Source organism: Streptomyces griseofuscus, from assembly GCF_014673495.1.
Classification (GTDB): domain Bacteria; phylum Actinomycetota; class Actinomycetes; order Streptomycetales; family Streptomycetaceae; genus Streptomyces; species Streptomyces murinus.
Genome location: NZ_CP051006.1, coordinates 4,941,558 through 4,958,034 on the forward strand (window position 1 = coordinate 4,941,558; position 16,477 = coordinate 4,958,034).

The 16,477-nt window shown below is 72.4% G+C and carries 16 protein-coding genes and 1 tRNA gene; 13 read left to right on the plus strand and 4 right to left on the minus strand.

What is annotated here, in order from left to right; genetic code table 11:
- Positions 1–69 precede the first annotated feature (69 nt).
- On the minus strand, positions 70–621 hold the full coding sequence (locus HEP81_RS22155; RefSeq protein ID WP_051850284.1) for a 5-formyltetrahydrofolate cyclo-ligase: 552 nt from the start codon (positions 619–621) through the stop codon (positions 70–72).
- Between the two features lie 185 nt (positions 622–806).
- Here HEP81_RS22155 and galU point away from each other — a divergent pair, with 185 nt between their 5' ends.
- From galU to HEP81_RS22190, 7 genes are all read left to right on the plus strand, one after another.
- Entirely contained in the window at positions 807–1,718 is a 912-nt protein-coding gene (gene galU / locus HEP81_RS22160; RefSeq protein ID WP_154823068.1) for a UTP--glucose-1-phosphate uridylyltransferase GalU, read from the plus strand.
- Entirely contained in the window at positions 1,715–3,037 is a 1,323-nt protein-coding gene (gene glp / locus HEP81_RS22165; RefSeq protein WP_037663557.1) for a molybdotransferase-like divisome protein Glp, read from the plus strand. The genes galU and glp overlap by 4 nt, the downstream gene beginning before the upstream one ends.
- 104 nt (positions 3,038–3,141) lie before the next feature.
- Entirely contained in the window at positions 3,142–3,654 is a 513-nt protein-coding gene (gene moaC, locus HEP81_RS22170) for a cyclic pyranopterin monophosphate synthase MoaC (protein ID WP_037663560.1), read from the plus strand.
- The gene (locus HEP81_RS22175; protein ID WP_037663561.1) at positions 3,651–4,151 is read left to right on the plus strand and encodes a MogA/MoaB family molybdenum cofactor biosynthesis protein; all 501 of its coding nucleotides are present in this window, start codon (positions 3,651–3,653) and stop codon (positions 4,149–4,151) included. The genes moaC and HEP81_RS22175 overlap by 4 nt, the downstream gene beginning before the upstream one ends.
- A gap of 20 nt (positions 4,152–4,171) precedes the next feature.
- Positions 4,172–4,780 (plus strand): GNAT family N-acetyltransferase, encoded by a 609-nt coding sequence (locus tag HEP81_RS22180; protein ID WP_172636937.1) that lies wholly within the window; start codon positions 4,172–4,174, stop codon positions 4,778–4,780.
- Positions 4,781–4,901: 121 nt separating this feature from the next.
- Positions 4,902–6,074: a divisome protein SepX/GlpR gene (gene sepX, locus HEP81_RS22185; RefSeq protein WP_172636938.1), complete on the plus strand. Its 1,173-nt coding sequence runs from the start codon at positions 4,902–4,904 to the stop codon at positions 6,072–6,074.
- Between the two features lie 90 nt (positions 6,075–6,164).
- Positions 6,165–6,238 (plus strand) — tRNA-Ala (locus HEP81_RS22190).
- 137 nt (positions 6,239–6,375) lie between these two features.
- Here HEP81_RS22190 and HEP81_RS22195 read toward each other — a convergent pair.
- On the minus strand, positions 6,376–6,852 hold the full coding sequence (locus HEP81_RS22195) for a GNAT family N-acetyltransferase (RefSeq protein ID WP_037663564.1): 477 nt from the start codon (positions 6,850–6,852) through the stop codon (positions 6,376–6,378).
- Positions 6,853–6,937: 85 nt separating this feature from the next.
- On the opposite strand from HEP81_RS22195, the gene HEP81_RS22200 reads away from it, so the two are divergent.
- Positions 6,938–7,732: an exodeoxyribonuclease III gene (locus tag HEP81_RS22200; protein WP_037663603.1), complete on the plus strand. Its 795-nt coding sequence runs from the start codon at positions 6,938–6,940 to the stop codon at positions 7,730–7,732.
- 39 nt (positions 7,733–7,771) lie between these two features.
- Here the strand turns inward: HEP81_RS22200 and HEP81_RS22205 are convergent, their stop codons facing one another.
- Positions 7,772–8,449: a MerR family transcriptional regulator gene (locus tag HEP81_RS22205; protein WP_051850695.1), complete on the minus strand. Its 678-nt coding sequence runs from the start codon at positions 8,447–8,449 to the stop codon at positions 7,772–7,774.
- Between the two features lie 146 nt (positions 8,450–8,595).
- Between HEP81_RS22205 and HEP81_RS22210 the strand changes: the two genes are divergently transcribed.
- From HEP81_RS22210 to HEP81_RS22225, 4 genes are all read left to right on the plus strand, one after another.
- The gene (locus HEP81_RS22210) at positions 8,596–10,134 is read left to right on the plus strand and encodes a flavin-containing monooxygenase (protein ID WP_037663566.1); all 1,539 of its coding nucleotides are present in this window, start codon (positions 8,596–8,598) and stop codon (positions 10,132–10,134) included.
- Positions 10,131–11,081: an alpha/beta fold hydrolase gene (locus HEP81_RS22215; RefSeq protein ID WP_037663568.1), complete on the plus strand. Its 951-nt coding sequence runs from the start codon at positions 10,131–10,133 to the stop codon at positions 11,079–11,081. Before HEP81_RS22210 ends, HEP81_RS22215 begins: the two co-directional genes overlap by 4 nt.
- On the plus strand, positions 11,078–11,962 hold the full coding sequence (locus HEP81_RS22220; RefSeq protein WP_037663570.1) for an SDR family oxidoreductase: 885 nt from the start codon (positions 11,078–11,080) through the stop codon (positions 11,960–11,962). The genes HEP81_RS22215 and HEP81_RS22220 overlap by 4 nt, the downstream gene beginning before the upstream one ends.
- A gap of 95 nt (positions 11,963–12,057) precedes the next feature.
- Complete coding sequence (locus tag HEP81_RS22225) at positions 12,058–12,282, plus strand: hypothetical protein (protein WP_037663571.1); 225 nt, start codon at positions 12,058–12,060, stop codon at positions 12,280–12,282.
- A gap of 46 nt (positions 12,283–12,328) precedes the next feature.
- Here HEP81_RS22225 and HEP81_RS22230 read toward each other — a convergent pair whose 3' ends face one another.
- The gene (locus tag HEP81_RS22230) at positions 12,329–15,616 is read right to left on the minus strand and encodes a S41 family peptidase (protein WP_037663572.1); all 3,288 of its coding nucleotides are present in this window, start codon (positions 15,614–15,616) and stop codon (positions 12,329–12,331) included.
- A 205-nt stretch (positions 15,617–15,821) separates the two neighbouring features.
- On the opposite strand from HEP81_RS22230, the gene HEP81_RS22235 reads away from it, so the two are divergent.
- Positions 15,822–16,415, plus strand: coding sequence for a TetR/AcrR family transcriptional regulator (locus HEP81_RS22235; RefSeq protein ID WP_037663606.1), 594 nt, complete (start codon positions 15,822–15,824; stop codon positions 16,413–16,415).
- Positions 16,416–16,477 lie beyond the last annotated feature (62 nt).

A 16,477-nucleotide genomic window follows, 5' to 3' on the forward strand; every position in this document is an offset into this window, starting at 1 on the left:
CCGCCGCACCCGGTACACGGAACGGCCCTCCACACGCGCGTGGAGGGCCGTTCCGCGTCTCCGCGGGCCTCAGGTGAAGCGGCGTGCCCCGGAGGGCGTCACCACCGCGTGCACCGGCCGGTCGTGCTCCTCCACGGGGACCCGTGCGACGACCTCCGTGTCGTAGAGCAGCACCACCAGGCGGGGACGCGCGCCCGCGCGCTCCAGCCGGGCCAGGACACGGTCGTACGAGCCGCCGCCGCGCCCCAGCCGCATCCCGCGCGTGTCCACCGCGAGTCCGGGCAGCAGGACCACGTCCGCGCCCGTCACGGCGTCCGGGCCGAGCCGGGTGCCGGAGGGTTCGAGGAGGGCCATCTTCGAGCCGTGCCGCACCTCGGTCAGCGAACCGGGCCCGGTGTACTCCCCCCAGTCCAGGTCGTTGTCCGCCAGCAGCGCGGGGAGCAGGACCCGGGCGCCCCGCGCGCGCAACGCGTCGAGGAGTGTGCCGGTGCCGGGCTCCGCGCCGACGGAGACGTACGCGGCGACCGTGCGCGCCCCCGCCAGTTCGGGCAGCTCCAGGGCGTGCGCGGCCAGCGCGCGGGCCGACTCCCGTACGTCATCGTCCGGCAGCCCGTTCCTCATCGCGAGGAGGCCCCGCCGCAATGTCCTCTTGTCAGGCTCGTCCACGCGTCCGTCGTGTTCCACGGGTCGTTCCCGCACCCTTTCCGTCCGCCGTTCACGGCGTCCATGTCGTCCCGGTCGTCGTCAAAGGGTGGGCCAAGCGCAGCCCCAGGTCGCGCCAAGGATCGCCGGTTAAGGTGGCGGGCATGACTCAGGCGCACCCCAGGATCAGCAAGGCTGTCATTCCGGCGGCGGGACTTGGTACCCGGTTCCTGCCGGCGACCAAGGCGACTCCCAAGGAGATGCTGCCGGTCGTCGACAAGCCCGCGATCCAGTACGTGGTCGAGGAGGCCGTGTCCGCGGGGCTCGACGACGTCCTGATGATCACCGGTCGTAACAAGCGTCCCCTGGAGGACCACTTCGACCGCAACTACGAGCTGGAGTCGGCCCTTCAGAAGAAGGGCGACGCGAGCCGGCTCGCCAAGGTGCAGGAATCCAGCGACCTGGCGACCATGCACTACGTCCGCCAGGGCGACCCCAGGGGCCTCGGCCACGCCGTGCTGTGCGCGGCCCCGCACGTCGGCCACGAGCCCTTCGCGGTCCTGCTCGGCGACGACCTGATCGACCCCCGCGACCCCCTGCTCCAGCGCATGATCGAGATCCAGGAGCAGCACGGCGGCAGCGTGATCGCCCTCATGGAGGTCGCGCCCGAGCAGATCCACCTCTACGGCTGCGCCGCCGTCGAGGCCACCGCCGAGGGCGACGTCGTCAGGATCAGCGGACTGGTCGAGAAGCCCGACCCGGCCGACGCCCCCTCCAACTACGCGATCATCGGCCGCTATGTCCTCGACCCGCATGTCTTCGACATACTGCGCAAGACGGAACCGGGCCGCGGCGGCGAGATCCAGCTGACCGACGCGCTCCAGCAACTCGCCGACGACGAGCGGGCCGGCGGCCCGGTGCACGGCGTCGTCTTCCAGGGCCGCCGCTACGACACCGGCGACCGCGGCGACTATCTGCGTGCCATTGTCCGGCTCGCATGCGAACGTGAAGACCTGGGCCCGGACTTCCGGACCTGGCTCCGCAGTTACGTAGCCGAGGAGATGCAGCAGAGTTGAGCAGCGCCGCGACCCGCCCGACCGGCGAAGACGACCTGTGGTCGGTGGACCAGCACCTGGCGGACATCCTCGCCACGGTCCAGCCCTTGGAGCCCATCGAACTCCAACTGCTCGACGCCCAGGGCTGTGTCCTGGTCGAGGACGTCACGGTGCCGGTGTCACTGCCGCCGTTCGACAACAGCTCGATGGACGGGTACGCGGTACGGGTCGCCGATGTCGCGGGCGCCAGCGAGGAGTTCCCGGCCGCCCTGGAGGTCATCGGGGATGTCGCGGCCGGCGCCGACGACCCGGTGCGTGTCGGACCGGGCCAGGCCGCCCGCATCATGACCGGCGCCCCGCTGCCGCCCGGCGCCGAGGCCGTCGTCCCCGTCGAATGGACCGACGGCGGGCTCGGCGAGGGCCCGGCCGGCGGTATGCGGGCCCGCAGCCTGGCCCCGGAGGACGCGGAGGGCCAGGTGCGGGTGCACCGGCCCGTCGAGGCACGCGCGCATGTACGGGCCGAGGGCAGCGATGTGAAGGCGGGCGACCGCGCCTTGGCGGCCGGCGCGATCCTCGGGCCGCCGCAGATCGCGCTGCTCGCCGCGATCGGCCGGGGCACGGTGAAGGTGCGCCCCCGCCCGCGCGTGGTCGTCGTCTCCACCGGCAGCGAACTCGTCCAGCCCGGTGAGCAGCTGGGCCACGGCCGGATCTACGACTCCAACAGCTTCGCCCTCACCGCCGCCGCGCGGGACGCGGGCGCCATCGCCTACCGGGTGGGCGCCGTCGCCGACGACGCCGACACCCTGCGCTCGACCATCGAGGACCAGCTGATCCGCGCCGACCTGCTGGTCACCACGGGCGGCGTGAGCGTCGGGGCGTACGACGTGGTCAAGGAGGCGCTGGCGGACATCGGCGACGAGGACGTGCCGGGCAGCGGCATCGAGTTCCGCAAGCTGGCCATGCAGCCCGGCAAGCCCCAGGGCTTCGGCTCCATCGGCCCCGACCACACACCGCTGCTCGCGCTGCCGGGCAACCCCGTGTCGTCGTACGTCTCCTTCGAGCTGTTCGTCCGCCCCGCGATCCGCGCCCTGATGGGCCTCACCGATCTGCACCGGCCGGTGGTGCGGGCCACGCTCACCGCCGACAAGGCGCTGCGCTCCCCGAAGGGCCGCCGGCAGTTCCTGCGGGGCCGGTACGCCGACGGGGAGGTCACCCCGGTCGGCGGCGCGGGCTCCCACCTGGTGGCGGCGCTGGCGCACGCGGACGCGCTGATCGTCGTACCCGAGGACATGGAGTCCGTCGAGCCCGGCACCGAGGTGGAGGTCGTACCGCTCGGCTGAGGCACGTCCTGGGCGGCTGCGCGGCGCTACTTGGCGGTACCGTGTCGCGCACAGCAGGCCCGCGCCCCGCACGGCGCGGGCCCGGACCGGGAGCGCCGCACAGCATGACCGAACCGTCCCGGGGGCAGACCCCCGGATCCCCCGCCCAGGACCACCTCACGCACCTCGACGCGGCCGGCGCGGCCCGCATGGTCGACGTCTCCGGCAAGGACGTCACCGCGCGCACCGCACGCGCCGGCGGCCGTGTCCTGGTCTCGCCCCGCGTGGTCGAACTGCTGCGCGGCGAGGGGGTGCCCAAGGGAGACGCGCTGGCCACCGCGCGGATCGCGGGCATCATGGGTGCCAAGCGCACCCCGGACCTGATCCCGCTCTGCCACCCGTTGTCGGTGTCGGGTGTGAAACTGGATCTGTCGGTCGCGGACGACGCCGTGGAGATCACGGCCACCGTGAAGACCACGGACCGCACGGGCGTCGAGATGGAGGCCCTCACCGCGGTGACGGTCGCCGCGCTCACCGTGATCGACATGGTCAAGGCGGTCGACAAGGGAGCGGTCATCACGGACGTACGCGTGCTGGAGAAGACGGGCGGCAAGTCGGGCGAGTGGAGCCGGGCATGAGCTACCGCGCCCTGGTGATCACCGCCTCCAACCGGGCCGCCGCGGGCGTCTACGAGGACCGGGGCGGCCCGCTGATCGCCGACGGCCTCACGCGCCTCGGCTTCGCCGTGGACGGCCCCCGGGTGGTGCCCGACGGGGAGCCGGTCGAGGCCGCCCTGCGCGAGGGCGTCGCCGCCGGGTACGACGCGATCGTCACCACCGGCGGCACCGGCCTCACCCCGACCGACCGCACCCCCGAGGCGACCCGCGCCGTCATCGACCACGAGGTGCCGGGCATCGCCGAGGCGATCCGGGCGTTCGGCAGGGAGAAGGTGCCGACCGCCGCGCTGTCCCGGGGGGTGGCCGGGGTCGCCGGCCGGACCCTGATCGTCAACCTGCCGGGGTCCACGGGCGGGGTGAAGGACGGACTGGCCGTCCTGGAGCCCCTGCTGGCCCACGCCGTCGACCAGCTCCGCGGCGGCGACCACGCCAGACCCAGCTCGGGAGGTGCGAACTGAACGGGTCGACCTGGCCGGTCGTGCTGGTGGACGGCGACGTCGTCCTGCGGCCGATAAAGCTGCGCGACCAGCGCGAGTGGCGCGAGGTGAACCGCCGCAACCGGGACTGGCTGCGCCCCTGGGAGGCCACGATCCCGCCGCCCACCCCGAGCGGCCCGGTCGCACACCGGCCGACGTACCGGCAGATGGTCCGGCATCTGCGCCGTGAGGCGCACGCGGGCCGGATGCTGCCGTTCGTCATCGAGTACCAGGGGCGCCTGGTCGGGCAGTTGACGGTCGCCGGGATCACCTGGGGATCGATGTGCTCCGGGCACATCGGCTACTGGGTGGACGAGTCGGTGGCCGGGCGCGGGGTGATGCCGACGGCCGTCGCGCTGGTGGTGGACCACTGCTTCCGCACCGTCGGACTGCACCGCATCGAGGTGTGCATCCGCCCCGAGAACCGGCCCAGCCGCCGGGTGGTGGAGAAGCTCGGATTCCGCGAGGAGGGGCCCCGGCCGCGCTATCTGCACATCGACGGCGCCTGGCGCGACCATCTGGTCTTCGCGCTGACCGCCGAGGAGGTGCCGGACGGGCTGCTCGGACGGTGGCGGCGGGCGCGGTCGGCGGCACAAGGACCGAGAAATTGAATATGCGTTCGAAATACTGATCCTAAGGGTCGCAAAAAATGCTGGAAATATCAGCCAGATCGTGCGACACACCGGCTCAATTGGCGGATCCCTTCGGCCAAACCCCTCTACCGTGTGAGGCGTGAGCAGCAGCGGCCTCATCTACGCAGTCATTGTCGGGGCCTGGGCCGCCTACTTGGTGCCGATGTGGCTCCGTAGGCAGGACGAGCTGAATGAGGCCCGTCCGACGGAACGCTTCAGCACCGCCATCCGGCTGCTTTCCGGACGGGCGGGGATGGAGCGCCGATACGCCAAGGACCTGCGGGCGCGCTCCACCGACGAGGGGGAGCAGGGCGCCGTCGATCCGGACGCCGTCACCGATTCGGTGGACGTCCGGGCCTTCGCCATGCCCCCGACCCGCCGTCAGATCCCGGTGGAGGGCGAGCCCGAGGTGTCCCGGAGCCCCGAATCCGACCGGGGCCACGCCCCCGCGGTCCCGGCGCAGCAGCACGCACCGGCACCCCGACGCGCCCCCTCGGCACCTTCGGCACAGGCGGCCGCAGCGCGCGCCCGGCGCACGAAGGTGCTCGCGCGCCGTCGGCGCACCACCGTGCTGCTCTTCCTCGCCTTCACCGTCGGCGCGATCGTCGCCGCCGTCGGCGGCCTCGCCTTCCTGTGGGCGCCCGCCGCGCCCGCGCTGCTCCTGAGCGCGTACATCGGCTATCTGCGCACCCAGGAACGCCGCCGCTTCGCCTACCAGATGGACCGCCGCCGCGCCGAGGCCGCCGCCCAGCGACTGCGTGAGCGCCAGCCGCGCCGGCGCGCGACCCCGGAGGCCGCCCGCGCCGCCGACGAACCGGAGGAGGCCACAGGGACCGACACGGACCCCGGCCTCTCCACGCTCGCCGCCGACCGGCGCGCCCTGGTCGAGCAGACCGACCACGCCGAGTGGGTCGACCAGCAGCGCGAGCGGCAGCGGCGGCCCGGCCACGGCGACAGCTGGGACCCGGTGCCGGTACCCCTGCCCACGTACGTGACCGCGCCGGTCGCGCCGCGGGCCACCTCCGGCGTCGATCTCGGCGGGCCGGACACCTGGAGCTCGGCGCGGTCCAGCTCGGTCGCCCCGGAGCAGGAGACGGGCCAGGCGCCCGCGGCCGAGGAGAGTGAGCCCGCGTCCGCCGCGGCGGACCGGCCGGCCGACGGCCGCGGTGGCGCGCGCCGCGCCGCCTCCGCCCGCCGCTCCCGTGAGCGCGGGCGCACGCCGCTCTTCGACCAGTACGAGGACGGCGACCGTCCGCGCGCCGCCAACGAGTGACGGCCGTCGCATCCGGAAGCCGCCCCTGACCAGTTCGGGAACGGATTTCCAAGCACCCCGATCAGGGTGCTAGAGTTTCACTCGTTGCAAGGGCCTGTGGCGCAGTCCGGTAGCGCACCTCGTTCGCATCGAGGGGGCCAGGGGTTCGAATCCCCTCAGGTCCACGCAGCTCAAAGCCCCGGTCGGGAAACCGACCGGGGCTTTGACATGTTGTACGACCATTTCACCGGGCGCGCGTCCCGCAAGCCGTGGCGGGGCTTTCGTGTCCGTCGCTCCGGCCCCGCCCGGGCCTCCCCTCGGCCTACAGGTCCTTCGCGAAGCAGCGGCTCTCCTCGTGGAAGCGGTAGTAACCGAACTTGGGGCAGCGCGTGTAGCCGCTGGAGGTGTACAGGGCGATGGCCTCCGGCTGCTTGGTTCCCGTCTCCAGGACCATCCGCAGGCGCCCGGCCGCGCGGGCGTCCTCCTCCAGGGCGGCCAGCATCCGGCGGGCCAGGCCCCGGCCGCGCACCTCCTCGACCACATACATGCGCTTCAGCTCGGCGTCACCGTCCGAGTAGCCCTCGTCGTTGCGTTCCTGGCTGCGCCAGCCGCCGGTGGCCACCGGGCGGTCGGACTCGTCGTACGCGATCAGGTACACGCCCCGGGGCGGGAGGAAGTCCTGCGGGGTGAGGAAGGTTTCATCGCCGTCGTCGCCGTAACGGAGGGCGTATTCGGCCTGCACCGCGTCGTTGAGCTTTATGGCGTCGGGGTGGTCGAAACCTACGCGGCGAATGTTCATCTGGGCATCGCGCTTCCATGCGGGAGGGATCCCTCGCTCGTGAGGGCTTCGTCCAGTGTGCCGGTATCGTGCTGTGGTGCTGACTGTGACCTCGGTGAACGTGAATGGGCTGCGGGCCGCCGCCAAGAAGGGCTTCGTGCCGTGGCTGGCCGGGACGGAGGCGGACGTCGTCTGCCTCCAGGAGGTGCGCGCCGAACCGCATCAGCTGCCCGAGGAGGTGCGCGAGCCCGAGGGCTGGCATGTGGTGCACGCCCCGGCGGCCGCCAAGGGGCGCGCGGGTGTCTCCCTGTACACCCGGCGCGAGCCCGACCGGGTGCGGATCGGCTTCGGGTCCGACGAGTTCGACGGCAGCGGGCGCTATGTCGAGGCCGACCTGCCCGGTGTGACCGTCGCCTCTCTCTACCTCCCCTCCGGCGAGGTCGGCACCGAGCGGCAGGACGAGAAGATCCGCTTCATGGCGGAGTTCCTCGACCACCTCGGGGCACTGCGCGAACGCGCCGCCGCCGAGGGGCGCGAGGTGGTCGTCTGCGGCGACTGGAACATCGCCCACCGCGAGGCCGACCTCAAGAACTGGCGCGGCAACACCAAGAACTCCGGCTTCCTCCCCGAGGAGCGTTCCTGGCTCGGCCGGGTCCTCGCCCCTGAGGAGGGCGGCTACGTCGATGTCGTACGGGCCCTGCATCCGGACGTCGACGGCCCGTACACCTGGTGGTCGTACCGGGGGCGGGCGTTCGACAACGACTCCGGATGGCGCATCGACTACCAGATGGCCACGCCGGGCCTCGCCGCGCGGGCCCTCAAGGCGCGGGTCGAGAGGGCGGCCTCGCACGCCGAGCGCTGGTCCGACCACGCGCCGGTGACCGTGACCTACGGCGCTTAGCCCCCTCCGACCGTTTACTCCCCTTAATTCCCCCTCCCCCTACTCTCCTTTGCTGAGCTGCCGGTCCATCGCCAGGGACAGCTCCGCCTCCACCACGCTGCGCGCCAGGGGGCGCAGCCGGTGCAGGTCCTCCTCGGGGGCGTGGCGCAGGATCAGGTCGGAGAAGAGGGTGGCCAGGGCCTCGGCGTGCTCGCGGACGCGGGCGCCGGCCGTCAGGACCTCCGCGAGCGGGATGCCCTCGCGGACCAGGGCGGAGGAGACGTCCAGCAGGCGCCGGCTGATGTGCACGATCTTGTCGCCGTCGGTGCCCAGATAGCCCAGCTCCATGGCCGCGGCCAGGTTCTCCGGGGTGACCTCGCCCTCGAAGCGGGCGGCCAGCTCCTCCGGGGTGAGGCGGATCGGCTCCTCCTCGGTGGGGGCGCCGACGCCGAGCAGGTCGGCGACGTCCCGGCCCTGGTCCAGGGCCTCGGCCAGCTCCGCGATGCCGGTCAGGGTGTGGCCGCGCTCCAGCAGGGCGCCGATGGTGCGCAGCCGGGCCAGGTGATGGTCGTCGTACCAGGCGATACGGCCCTCGCGGCGGGGCGGCGGCAGCAGCTTGCGTTCGCGGTAGAAGCGCAGGGTGCGCACGGTGATGCCGGCCCGTCGCGCCAGCTCCTCCGTGCGGTACTCGCGCGGGCCCCGACGGGCTGCCTCCGGGTGTTCGGTCTCTGCTGCCACGCCCGAAGCCTATGGCGTACCGCCGGTAACTTTCCTTCCCGCGCCCCCTACCGCTCGGTACGGAGCTGCTCTACAGTCCCATCGTGCCAGTGTTCACTGGCAGCATTGACGGGCGGCATTTCAAGGCGAGGCGTGGAGGCTCCGGGATGGCCGAGCACGAGCATGTGAGGGTGGCGGTGATCGGGTCCGGCTTCGGCGGGCTGGGTGCCGCCGTGCGGCTGCGCCGCGAGGGGATCACCGACTTCGTCGTACTGGAACGGGCCGAGGACGTCGGCGGCACCTGGCGGGACAACAGCTACCCCGGGTGCGCCTGCGACGTGCCCTCCCATCTGTACTCCTTCTCCTTCGCGCCCAACCCCGAGTGGCCGCGCACCTTCTCCGGGCAGCGGCACATCCGCGCCTACCTGGAGCACGTCACCGATGTCTTCGGACTGCGCCCGCAGATCCGGTTCGGCGCAGAGGTCAAGCTGCTCAGCTGGGACCGGGAGAATCTGCGCTGGCACATCGAGACCACGCGCGGAGCGCTGACCGCCGATGTCGTCGTCTCCGCCACCGGACCGCTGTCCGACCCCAAGGTGCCCGACATCCCGGGCCTGGACTCCTTCCCCGGCAAGGTGTTCCACTCCGCCCGCTGGGACCACGACTACGATCTGCGCGGCAAGCGCGTGGCCATGGTCGGCACCGGCGCCTCCGCCATCCAGATCGTGCCCGCCATCCAGTCGCAGGTCGGCAGGCTCACCCTCTTCCAGCGCACCCCGCCCTGGGTGATGCCCCGGGTGGACCGCGCGATCAGCCCCGCGGAGCGCTGGCTGCACCGCGCCCTGCCGCTGACCACCCAGCTGCGCCGCGGCCTGCTGTGGGGCATCCGGGAGCTCCAGGTGCAGGCGTTCACCAAGCGCCCCGACGAACTCGGCCTGGTCGAGCAGCTCGCCAAGCGCAATATCGCCCGCGCGGTCAAGGACCCGGCCCTGCGCGCCCGGCTCACCCCCGACTACCGCATCGGCTGCAAGCGGATCCTGCTGTCCAACACCTACTACCCGGCGCTGGCCCGGCCCAATGTGGACGTCGTCGCGAGCGGGCTCAGCGAGGTGCGGGGCTCGACCCTGGTCGCCGCCGACGGCACCGAGGCCGAGGTCGACGCGATCGTCTTCGGTACGGGCTTCCATGTCACGGACATGCCGATCGCCGAGCGCGTGGTCGGCGCGGAGGGCATCACCCTCGCCGAGTCGTGGAAGGGCGGCATGCAGGCGCTGCGCGGTGCCACCGCCGCCGGGTTCCCCAACTTCATGACGGTCATCGGGCCCAACACCGGCCTCGGCAACTCCTCCATGATCCTGATGATCGAGTCCCAGCTGAACTACATGGCCGACTATCTGCGCCAGCTCGACGTCCTCGGCGGCCGGACCGCCCTCGACGCCCGGCCCGGCGCCGTCGCGGCCTGGAACCACAAGGTCCAGGAGCGCATGAAGCGGACCGTGTGGAACACCGGCGGCTGCACCAGCTGGTACCTCGACGCCAGCGGGCGCAACACCACCGTGTGGCCCGGCACGACGACCGAGTTCCGGCGCGCCACCCGGCAGGTGGACCTCGGGGAGTACGAGGTGATCCGCGGCGCCGGGACCCGCCAGGCCCCCAAGTCCCCTGACGACGCTGAGGCTTCCCGCACCGACGAGGTCGCCGCATGAGCGGCCCCCGTGTCACCCACATGACCTCCGGCGCCTACGCCCCGCCCGCCCCGGCCCGGGAACTCACCGTCCCCTCCACCGACGACGCGCGGCTGTACGTCGAGGTGCACGGGCCGCAGGACGCGCCCGCCGTCGTCCTCTCCCACGGCTGGACCTGCTCGACCGCCTTCTGGGCGGCGCAGATCCGCGAACTGGCCGGGGACCACCGGGTGATCGTGTACGACCAGCGGGGGCACGGACGCAGCCCCGCGAGCCCCGTGTGCACCACCCGCGCACTCGCGGACGACCTGGAGGCGGTGCTCGCCGCGACGCTCACAGACGGCGAACAGGCCTTGATCGCCGGGCACTCCATGGGCGGCATGACGATCATGGCGGCCGCCGAACGGCCCCGCTTCCGCGCCCACGCGGCCGCCGTCCTGCTGGCCAGCACCGGCAGTTCACGCCTGGTCGCCGAGGCCCGGGTGCTGCCACTGCGCGAGGGGCCGCTGCGCACCCGGCTCAGCGCCGGCGTCCTCGGCTCGCGCGCCCCGCTCGGACCGGTCACACCGCTCGCCAAGCGGATCCTCAAGTACGGCACGATGGGCGCCCGTTCGACGCCGGAGATGGTGGAGGCGTGCGCGCGGATCGTGCACGGCTGCCCGACCGGCGCCCGGCACGCCTGGTCCCAGGTGCTCGCCTCGCTCGATCTCGACCACGGGGTACGGCGGCTGGACATGCCCACCGCGGTCCTGCACGGCACGGCCGACCGCCTCGTGCCCCCGGTGCACGCGCACGCCCTGGTCGCCGAACTGCCGCGGTGCGCCGGACTCACCGAGCTGCCCGGCGCCGGCCATATGACCCCGGTCGAGGAGCCCGAGCGGGTCACGGGCCGGATCCGGGACCTCGTCAGCATGTATGTCACGGGGGCCGGCGAGCCCGCTCCCCAGCCGATCAAGGAGGGCGCATGAGCAGGGTCGATCTGGAGGGACAGGTCGCGGTCGTCACCGGAGCGGCGCGCGGCGTCGGCGAGTTGCTCGCCCGCAAGCTCTCCGCGCGCGGGGCGAAGGTGGCACTGGTCGGCCTGGAGGAGGAGGCCCTCAAGGAGGTCTCCGGGCGGCTGCACAGCGAGAGCGCCCACTGGTACGCCGATGTCACCGACCACGAGGTGATGGCCCGGGTGGCGCGGGAGGTGAAGGAGCGGTTCGGGAAGGTCGACATCGTGGTCGCCAACGCCGGTGTGGCGACGGGCGGTCCGTTCATCGACTCCGACCCGGACGCCTGGCGGCGGGTGATCGAGGTCAACCTCATCGGCTCGGCGGTGACCGCCCGCGCGTTCCTGCCGGTGCTGGTCGAGAGCCGGGGCTATCTGCTCCAGATCGCCTCCCTGGCGGCGATCACCCCGGCGCCGATGATGACCGCGTACTGCGCCTCCAAGTCCGGGGTGGAGGCGTTCGCGCACAGTCTGCGGGCCGAGGTCGGCTACCAGGGGGTGCGGGTCGGCGTCGGGTATCTGTCGTGGACCGACACCGACATGGTGCGCGGGGCCGATCAGGACGACGTCATGCGGGAGTTGCGGCAGCGGCTGCCGTGGCCGTCGAACAAGACGTATCCGCTGGGCCCCGCGGTGGACCGGATCGTCGCGGGCATCGAGCGGCGGTCCTCGCATGTGTACGCGCAGTGGTGGCTGCGGGGCATGCAGAGCGTGCGCGGGTATCTGCCGGGGCTCATCGGGTCGGTGGGGCAGCGGGAGATGAAGCGGTTCGGGCCGCGCCTCGAAGGGATGCGGTCCGGGCTGGTCGGCGCGGGCGGGGCGGCGGACGAGGCGGCGCGGGTCACGGAACGTAACTGATCCACATGCGCAGCGTGGTGGGCCGTGTGAATCTGGTCGTGGCCCCGCTGAGGGGCCGACCTCCCCACTCTCACTCACCACAGGAGTGAACCCACATGGGTACGAAGGACCAGCAGCACCAGGACCAGGGCCAGTGGCAGCAGAAGGGCAAGGGCAAGATGGACCAGGCGCGTGAGCGCGCCGGTCAGCCCGGCCAGCCGGGCCAGCCCCAGCGCGGCCAGCGTGGTCAGCAGGGCTCGCAGGGGCAGCCCAGCCGTGGTCGTCAGGACATCGACGACACGGAGATGCAGGACCGGATGGACCACGACTACGACGCGTAGTTGATACGTGGGGCGCCCTTCTTGACGGAGGGCGCCCTGCGTTGTTTCAGGAGGCCGGCCTCGGCGGCAGCTTCGGGCGGGAGCGGTTCGGGACGTCCGAGTAGTCCGGGGGAGTCGCGGCCGGGTTGGATTCGAGGAGTTTCAGGGCGAGTTGGATCGCGTCGTCCATCTGGGCGTGGCGGCCCTCGGCCCAGTCCAGGGGGGTGCGCAGGATCTCCAGGTCCGGGGTGACGCCGCGGTTCTCGATGGACCAGCCGTAGGCGTCGAACCAGGCGGCGTTCATGGGCACGGTGATGACGGTGCCGTCGCCGAGGCGGTGGCGGCCGGTCATGCCGACGACTCCGCCCCAGGTGCGCTGCCCCACCACCGGTCCCAGCCCGAGGAGTTTGAAAGCGGCCGTGATCATGTCGCCGTCGGAGGAGGTCGCCTCGTCGGCCAGCGCCACCACCGGGCCCCGGGGCGCGTTCGAGGTGTACGACACCGGCTGGGCGTCCCGCGTCAGGTCCCAGCCCAGGATGGTCCGGGTCAGCTTCTCGATGACCAGCTCGCTGATGTGGCCGCCCGCGTTGCCGCGCACATCCACGATCAGCGCGGGCCGGGACACCTCCATGCGCAGATCGCGGTTGAACTGGGCCCAGCCCGAGCCGCCCATGTCGGGGATGTGCAGATAGCCGCACTTGCCGCCGCTCAACTCCCGTACCACGTCCCGGCGTTTGGCCACCCAGTGCTGGTAGCGCAGCGGCCGGTCGTCGACCAGCGGGACGACGGCGACCCGGCGGGGTGGTCCGGTGCCCTCGGCGGGCGTGAAGGTCAGCTCCACGGTCGTACCGCCCGCGCCGGCCAGCAGCGGGAAGGGGCCGGTGACGGGGTCGACCGGGCGGCCGTCGACATGGGTGAGGACCGCGCCCTCGCGGATGCCCGTACCGGCCAGCGGTGAGCGGGCCTTGGAGTCCGAGGAGTCGCCGGGCAGGATCCGCCGCAGGGTCCAGCCGCCTTCCCGGTGCACCAGATCGGCGCCGAGCAGGCCCTGCCAGCGCTGGTAGTGGGGCGGGCCCTCGTTGCGGCGGGCGGCGGTGACATAGGCATGGGAGGTGCCGAGTTCGCCGAGGACCTCGCGCAGCAGATCCGCGAACTCGTCGGGGGAGGCGACCCGTTCGACGAGGGGGCGGTACTGGTCGAGGACCGCGTCCCAGTCGATGCCGCTCATGCCCGGGTCCCAGAAGTAGGCGCGGGTGATCCGGCCCGCCTCGTCGTACGCCTGGCGCCACTCGGCGGGCGGGTCCACCTCGTGCAGGATGCGGCGCAGATCGATCCAGACGGTGCTGTCGGCGTCACCGACCTCGGTGGAGGGCACCGCGCGCAGCTCGCCCTCGTCCACCACGACCAGGCGGGTGCCGTCGCCGCTCATCGCGAACCAGTCGAGATGGCCGACGAGTTCGGACTTTTTCGCCTTGGTGATGTTGAAGTACTCAAGCGTGGGGCGGCCGCTGGTGTCGGCCGGGTTGACGAAGGTCTCGCCGAGCGCGCCGGAGATCGGCCAGCGCAGCCAGACCAGCCCGCCGCCCGCGACCGGGCACAGCGAGGAGTACTTGGAGGCGATCACCGGGAACGGGGTGACCCGGCTCGCCAGGCCCTCCACCTCGACCATCACCGTGCCCGCCTCCCCGGTCTCCTCGTCCTCCAGCGGGTCGAGCCCGCCCGCCGCCGGGCGCCCCTCGGGGTTCAGGGCGAACGGCGAGGGGGTCGCCGAGGACAGCGGGACCAGGTAGGGGCGGCTGCCGAGCGGGAAGGACAGATCGCCGGTGTGCACGTCGTACACCGGGTCGAAGCCGCGCCAGGACAGGAAGGCGAGGTAGCGGCCGTCGCGGGTGAAGACGGGGGTCTCGTCCTCGAAGCGGCCGTCGGTGACGTCCACGATCAGCCGGTCCTTGATGCGGGCCAGCTTGATCTGGCGCAGGGAGCGGCCGATGCCGGGATGGGACCAGGTGAGCCAGCTGCCGTCGGGGGAGAAGGCGAGGTCGCGCACGGGGCCGTTGACGGAGCGGATCAGCTCGGTGACGGCGCCCTCCTCGGACTCCGCGCCGACCCCGGTGCCGGGCGACTCGGGGACCCCGGCGCCGGGCTCCTCGGGCACGTCGATCAGCAGCAGCCGGCCGTCGTGGGAGGCGACGGCCAGGCGTTCGCCGTCCGGGTCGGAGATCATCTCCAGGACCCGGCCGAGGGCGCCGCGGGCGAGCCTGCGGGGCGGGCGGTCGCCGGTGGCGCGGGGCAGCTGGGCGATCTCCACCGCGTCCTCGCCCTCGGCGTCGGTCACATAGGCCACCTGCCCCATGGAGCCCAGCATCTCCGGCAGCCGGACCCGGACCCCGGGGGTGTCCGCGATGGTGCGGGCGGGGCCGTCGCGGTGGGTGAGCCAGTACAGGCTGCCGCGCACCACGACCGCACTGGCCCGGCCGGTCTCGTCCACGGAGATGCCGTCGATGTTCTGCGCGGCCGGCACCTGGTAGCGGCGCCGGCCCGCGGCGGGCCCGGCGAGGCGGACGTCGAGCCTGCGCGGGGTGCCCCGCGGCGAGAAGTCGTCCACGAGCCACAGGTCGCCCGCGCACTGGTAGACCACCCGGGTGCCGTCGCTGGACGCGTGCCGGGCGTAGAAGGCGTCGTGGTCGGTGTGGCGGCGCAGGTCGGTGCCGTCGTAGGCGCAGGAGTAGAGGTTGCCGACGCCCTCGTGGTCGGAGAGGAAGGCGATCCGCCCGGCGACGTACATGGGATTGGCCAGATGGCCGTCGATGTCGGACAGCAGGCGCTCGCCGTGCAGCCACAGCCGGCCCGTGGCGCCGCCCCGGTAGCGCTTCCAGGAGGCGGGTTCGTGCGGCGGGGTGCCGGTGAGCAGCAGTGTCTTGCGTTCGCCGTCGAGGTCGGCGACCTGGAGCTCGCTGACCGGGCCCCAGGGCAGCCGGCCGCCCGGGTCGCCGTCGGGGGTCACCTTGTAGGCCCAGGTGAAGTAGGAGAACGGCTGCCCGTGCGAGGCCACCGCCAGGATGTCGTCGTCCGGGGACCAGCCGCACACCTGCGTGTCGGTGCTGCCCCAGTAGGTCAGCTGGCGCGCGGGTCCGCCGGTGACGTCCACCAGATGGATCTCGGGGACCAGACTGCGCCAGCTCGTGTACGCGATCCGGCTCCCGTCGGGGGAGAGGCGCGGGTGCCCGGTCTTGGTGCGGTCCGCCGTCAGCCGCCAGGCGCGGCCGGGGGCGTCGAGGGGGGACAGCCACAGGTCGTCCTCGGACACGAAGCACAGCAGATCGCCACTGAGGTGGGGGAAGCGCAGATAGCTCACCCTCCCCATGCTTTTCCGCCTGCTGGGGGCGGGCAACTTATGTGCCGTTCTTATCCGTTCCTCACGTTCGTGATGGAGCACACGTACGAAACGGTTTCGTTTCGTATGCGGGGAGGGTATCTTCATGGACGTACGAAGATGGACGTACGCCAGGAAGTTCCGGAAAGAAGTCCGAAGAAAGTCCCGGTGCGAAAGGGTGGGCGACATGACCGAGGCCGTCGCGGCTGCACGTCGCAGTCGGATCACCCCCGAGCGCGAGGCCGAGCTGTACGGCGCCGTGCTCGACCTGCTCCGGGAGGTCGGCTACGACGCCCTGACCATGGACGCCGTCGCCGCTCGCACCCGCTCCAGCAAGGCCACGCTCTACCGCCAGTGGGGCGGCAAGGCCGATCTGGTGGTCAAGGCGCTGCGGCACAGCAAGCGCGGCCATCTCGGGGACATCGACACCGGCACCCTCCGCGGAGACCTGCACGCGCTCGTGGCGATGGAGGACGACTGCGTCATGGCGCAGAATTCCGCCCTGCTGCGGGGCATCGCCATGGCGATGCACCACAACGAGGATCTGCGTGAGGCCTTCAAGGAGCAGATCGTCGACGCCGAGATCGTCAACGGCCGGCGGATGCTCCAACGGGCCGTCGACCGGGGCGAGGTCCGCCCGGACTGCCCGGCGATCGACTTCATGGTGCACATGATGGTCGGCGGCTTCGCCACCAGGACCCTCCTGGAGGACCAGCCGCCCACCCAGGCATTCCTCATCTCGTACATCGACGCCGTGGTCCTCCCCGCCCTCGGCGTCTGACCCTCCTCGCACACCCCCCATCAAGCCCATCATCTGACGTCACCGCTCACGTCGTCGGGCTG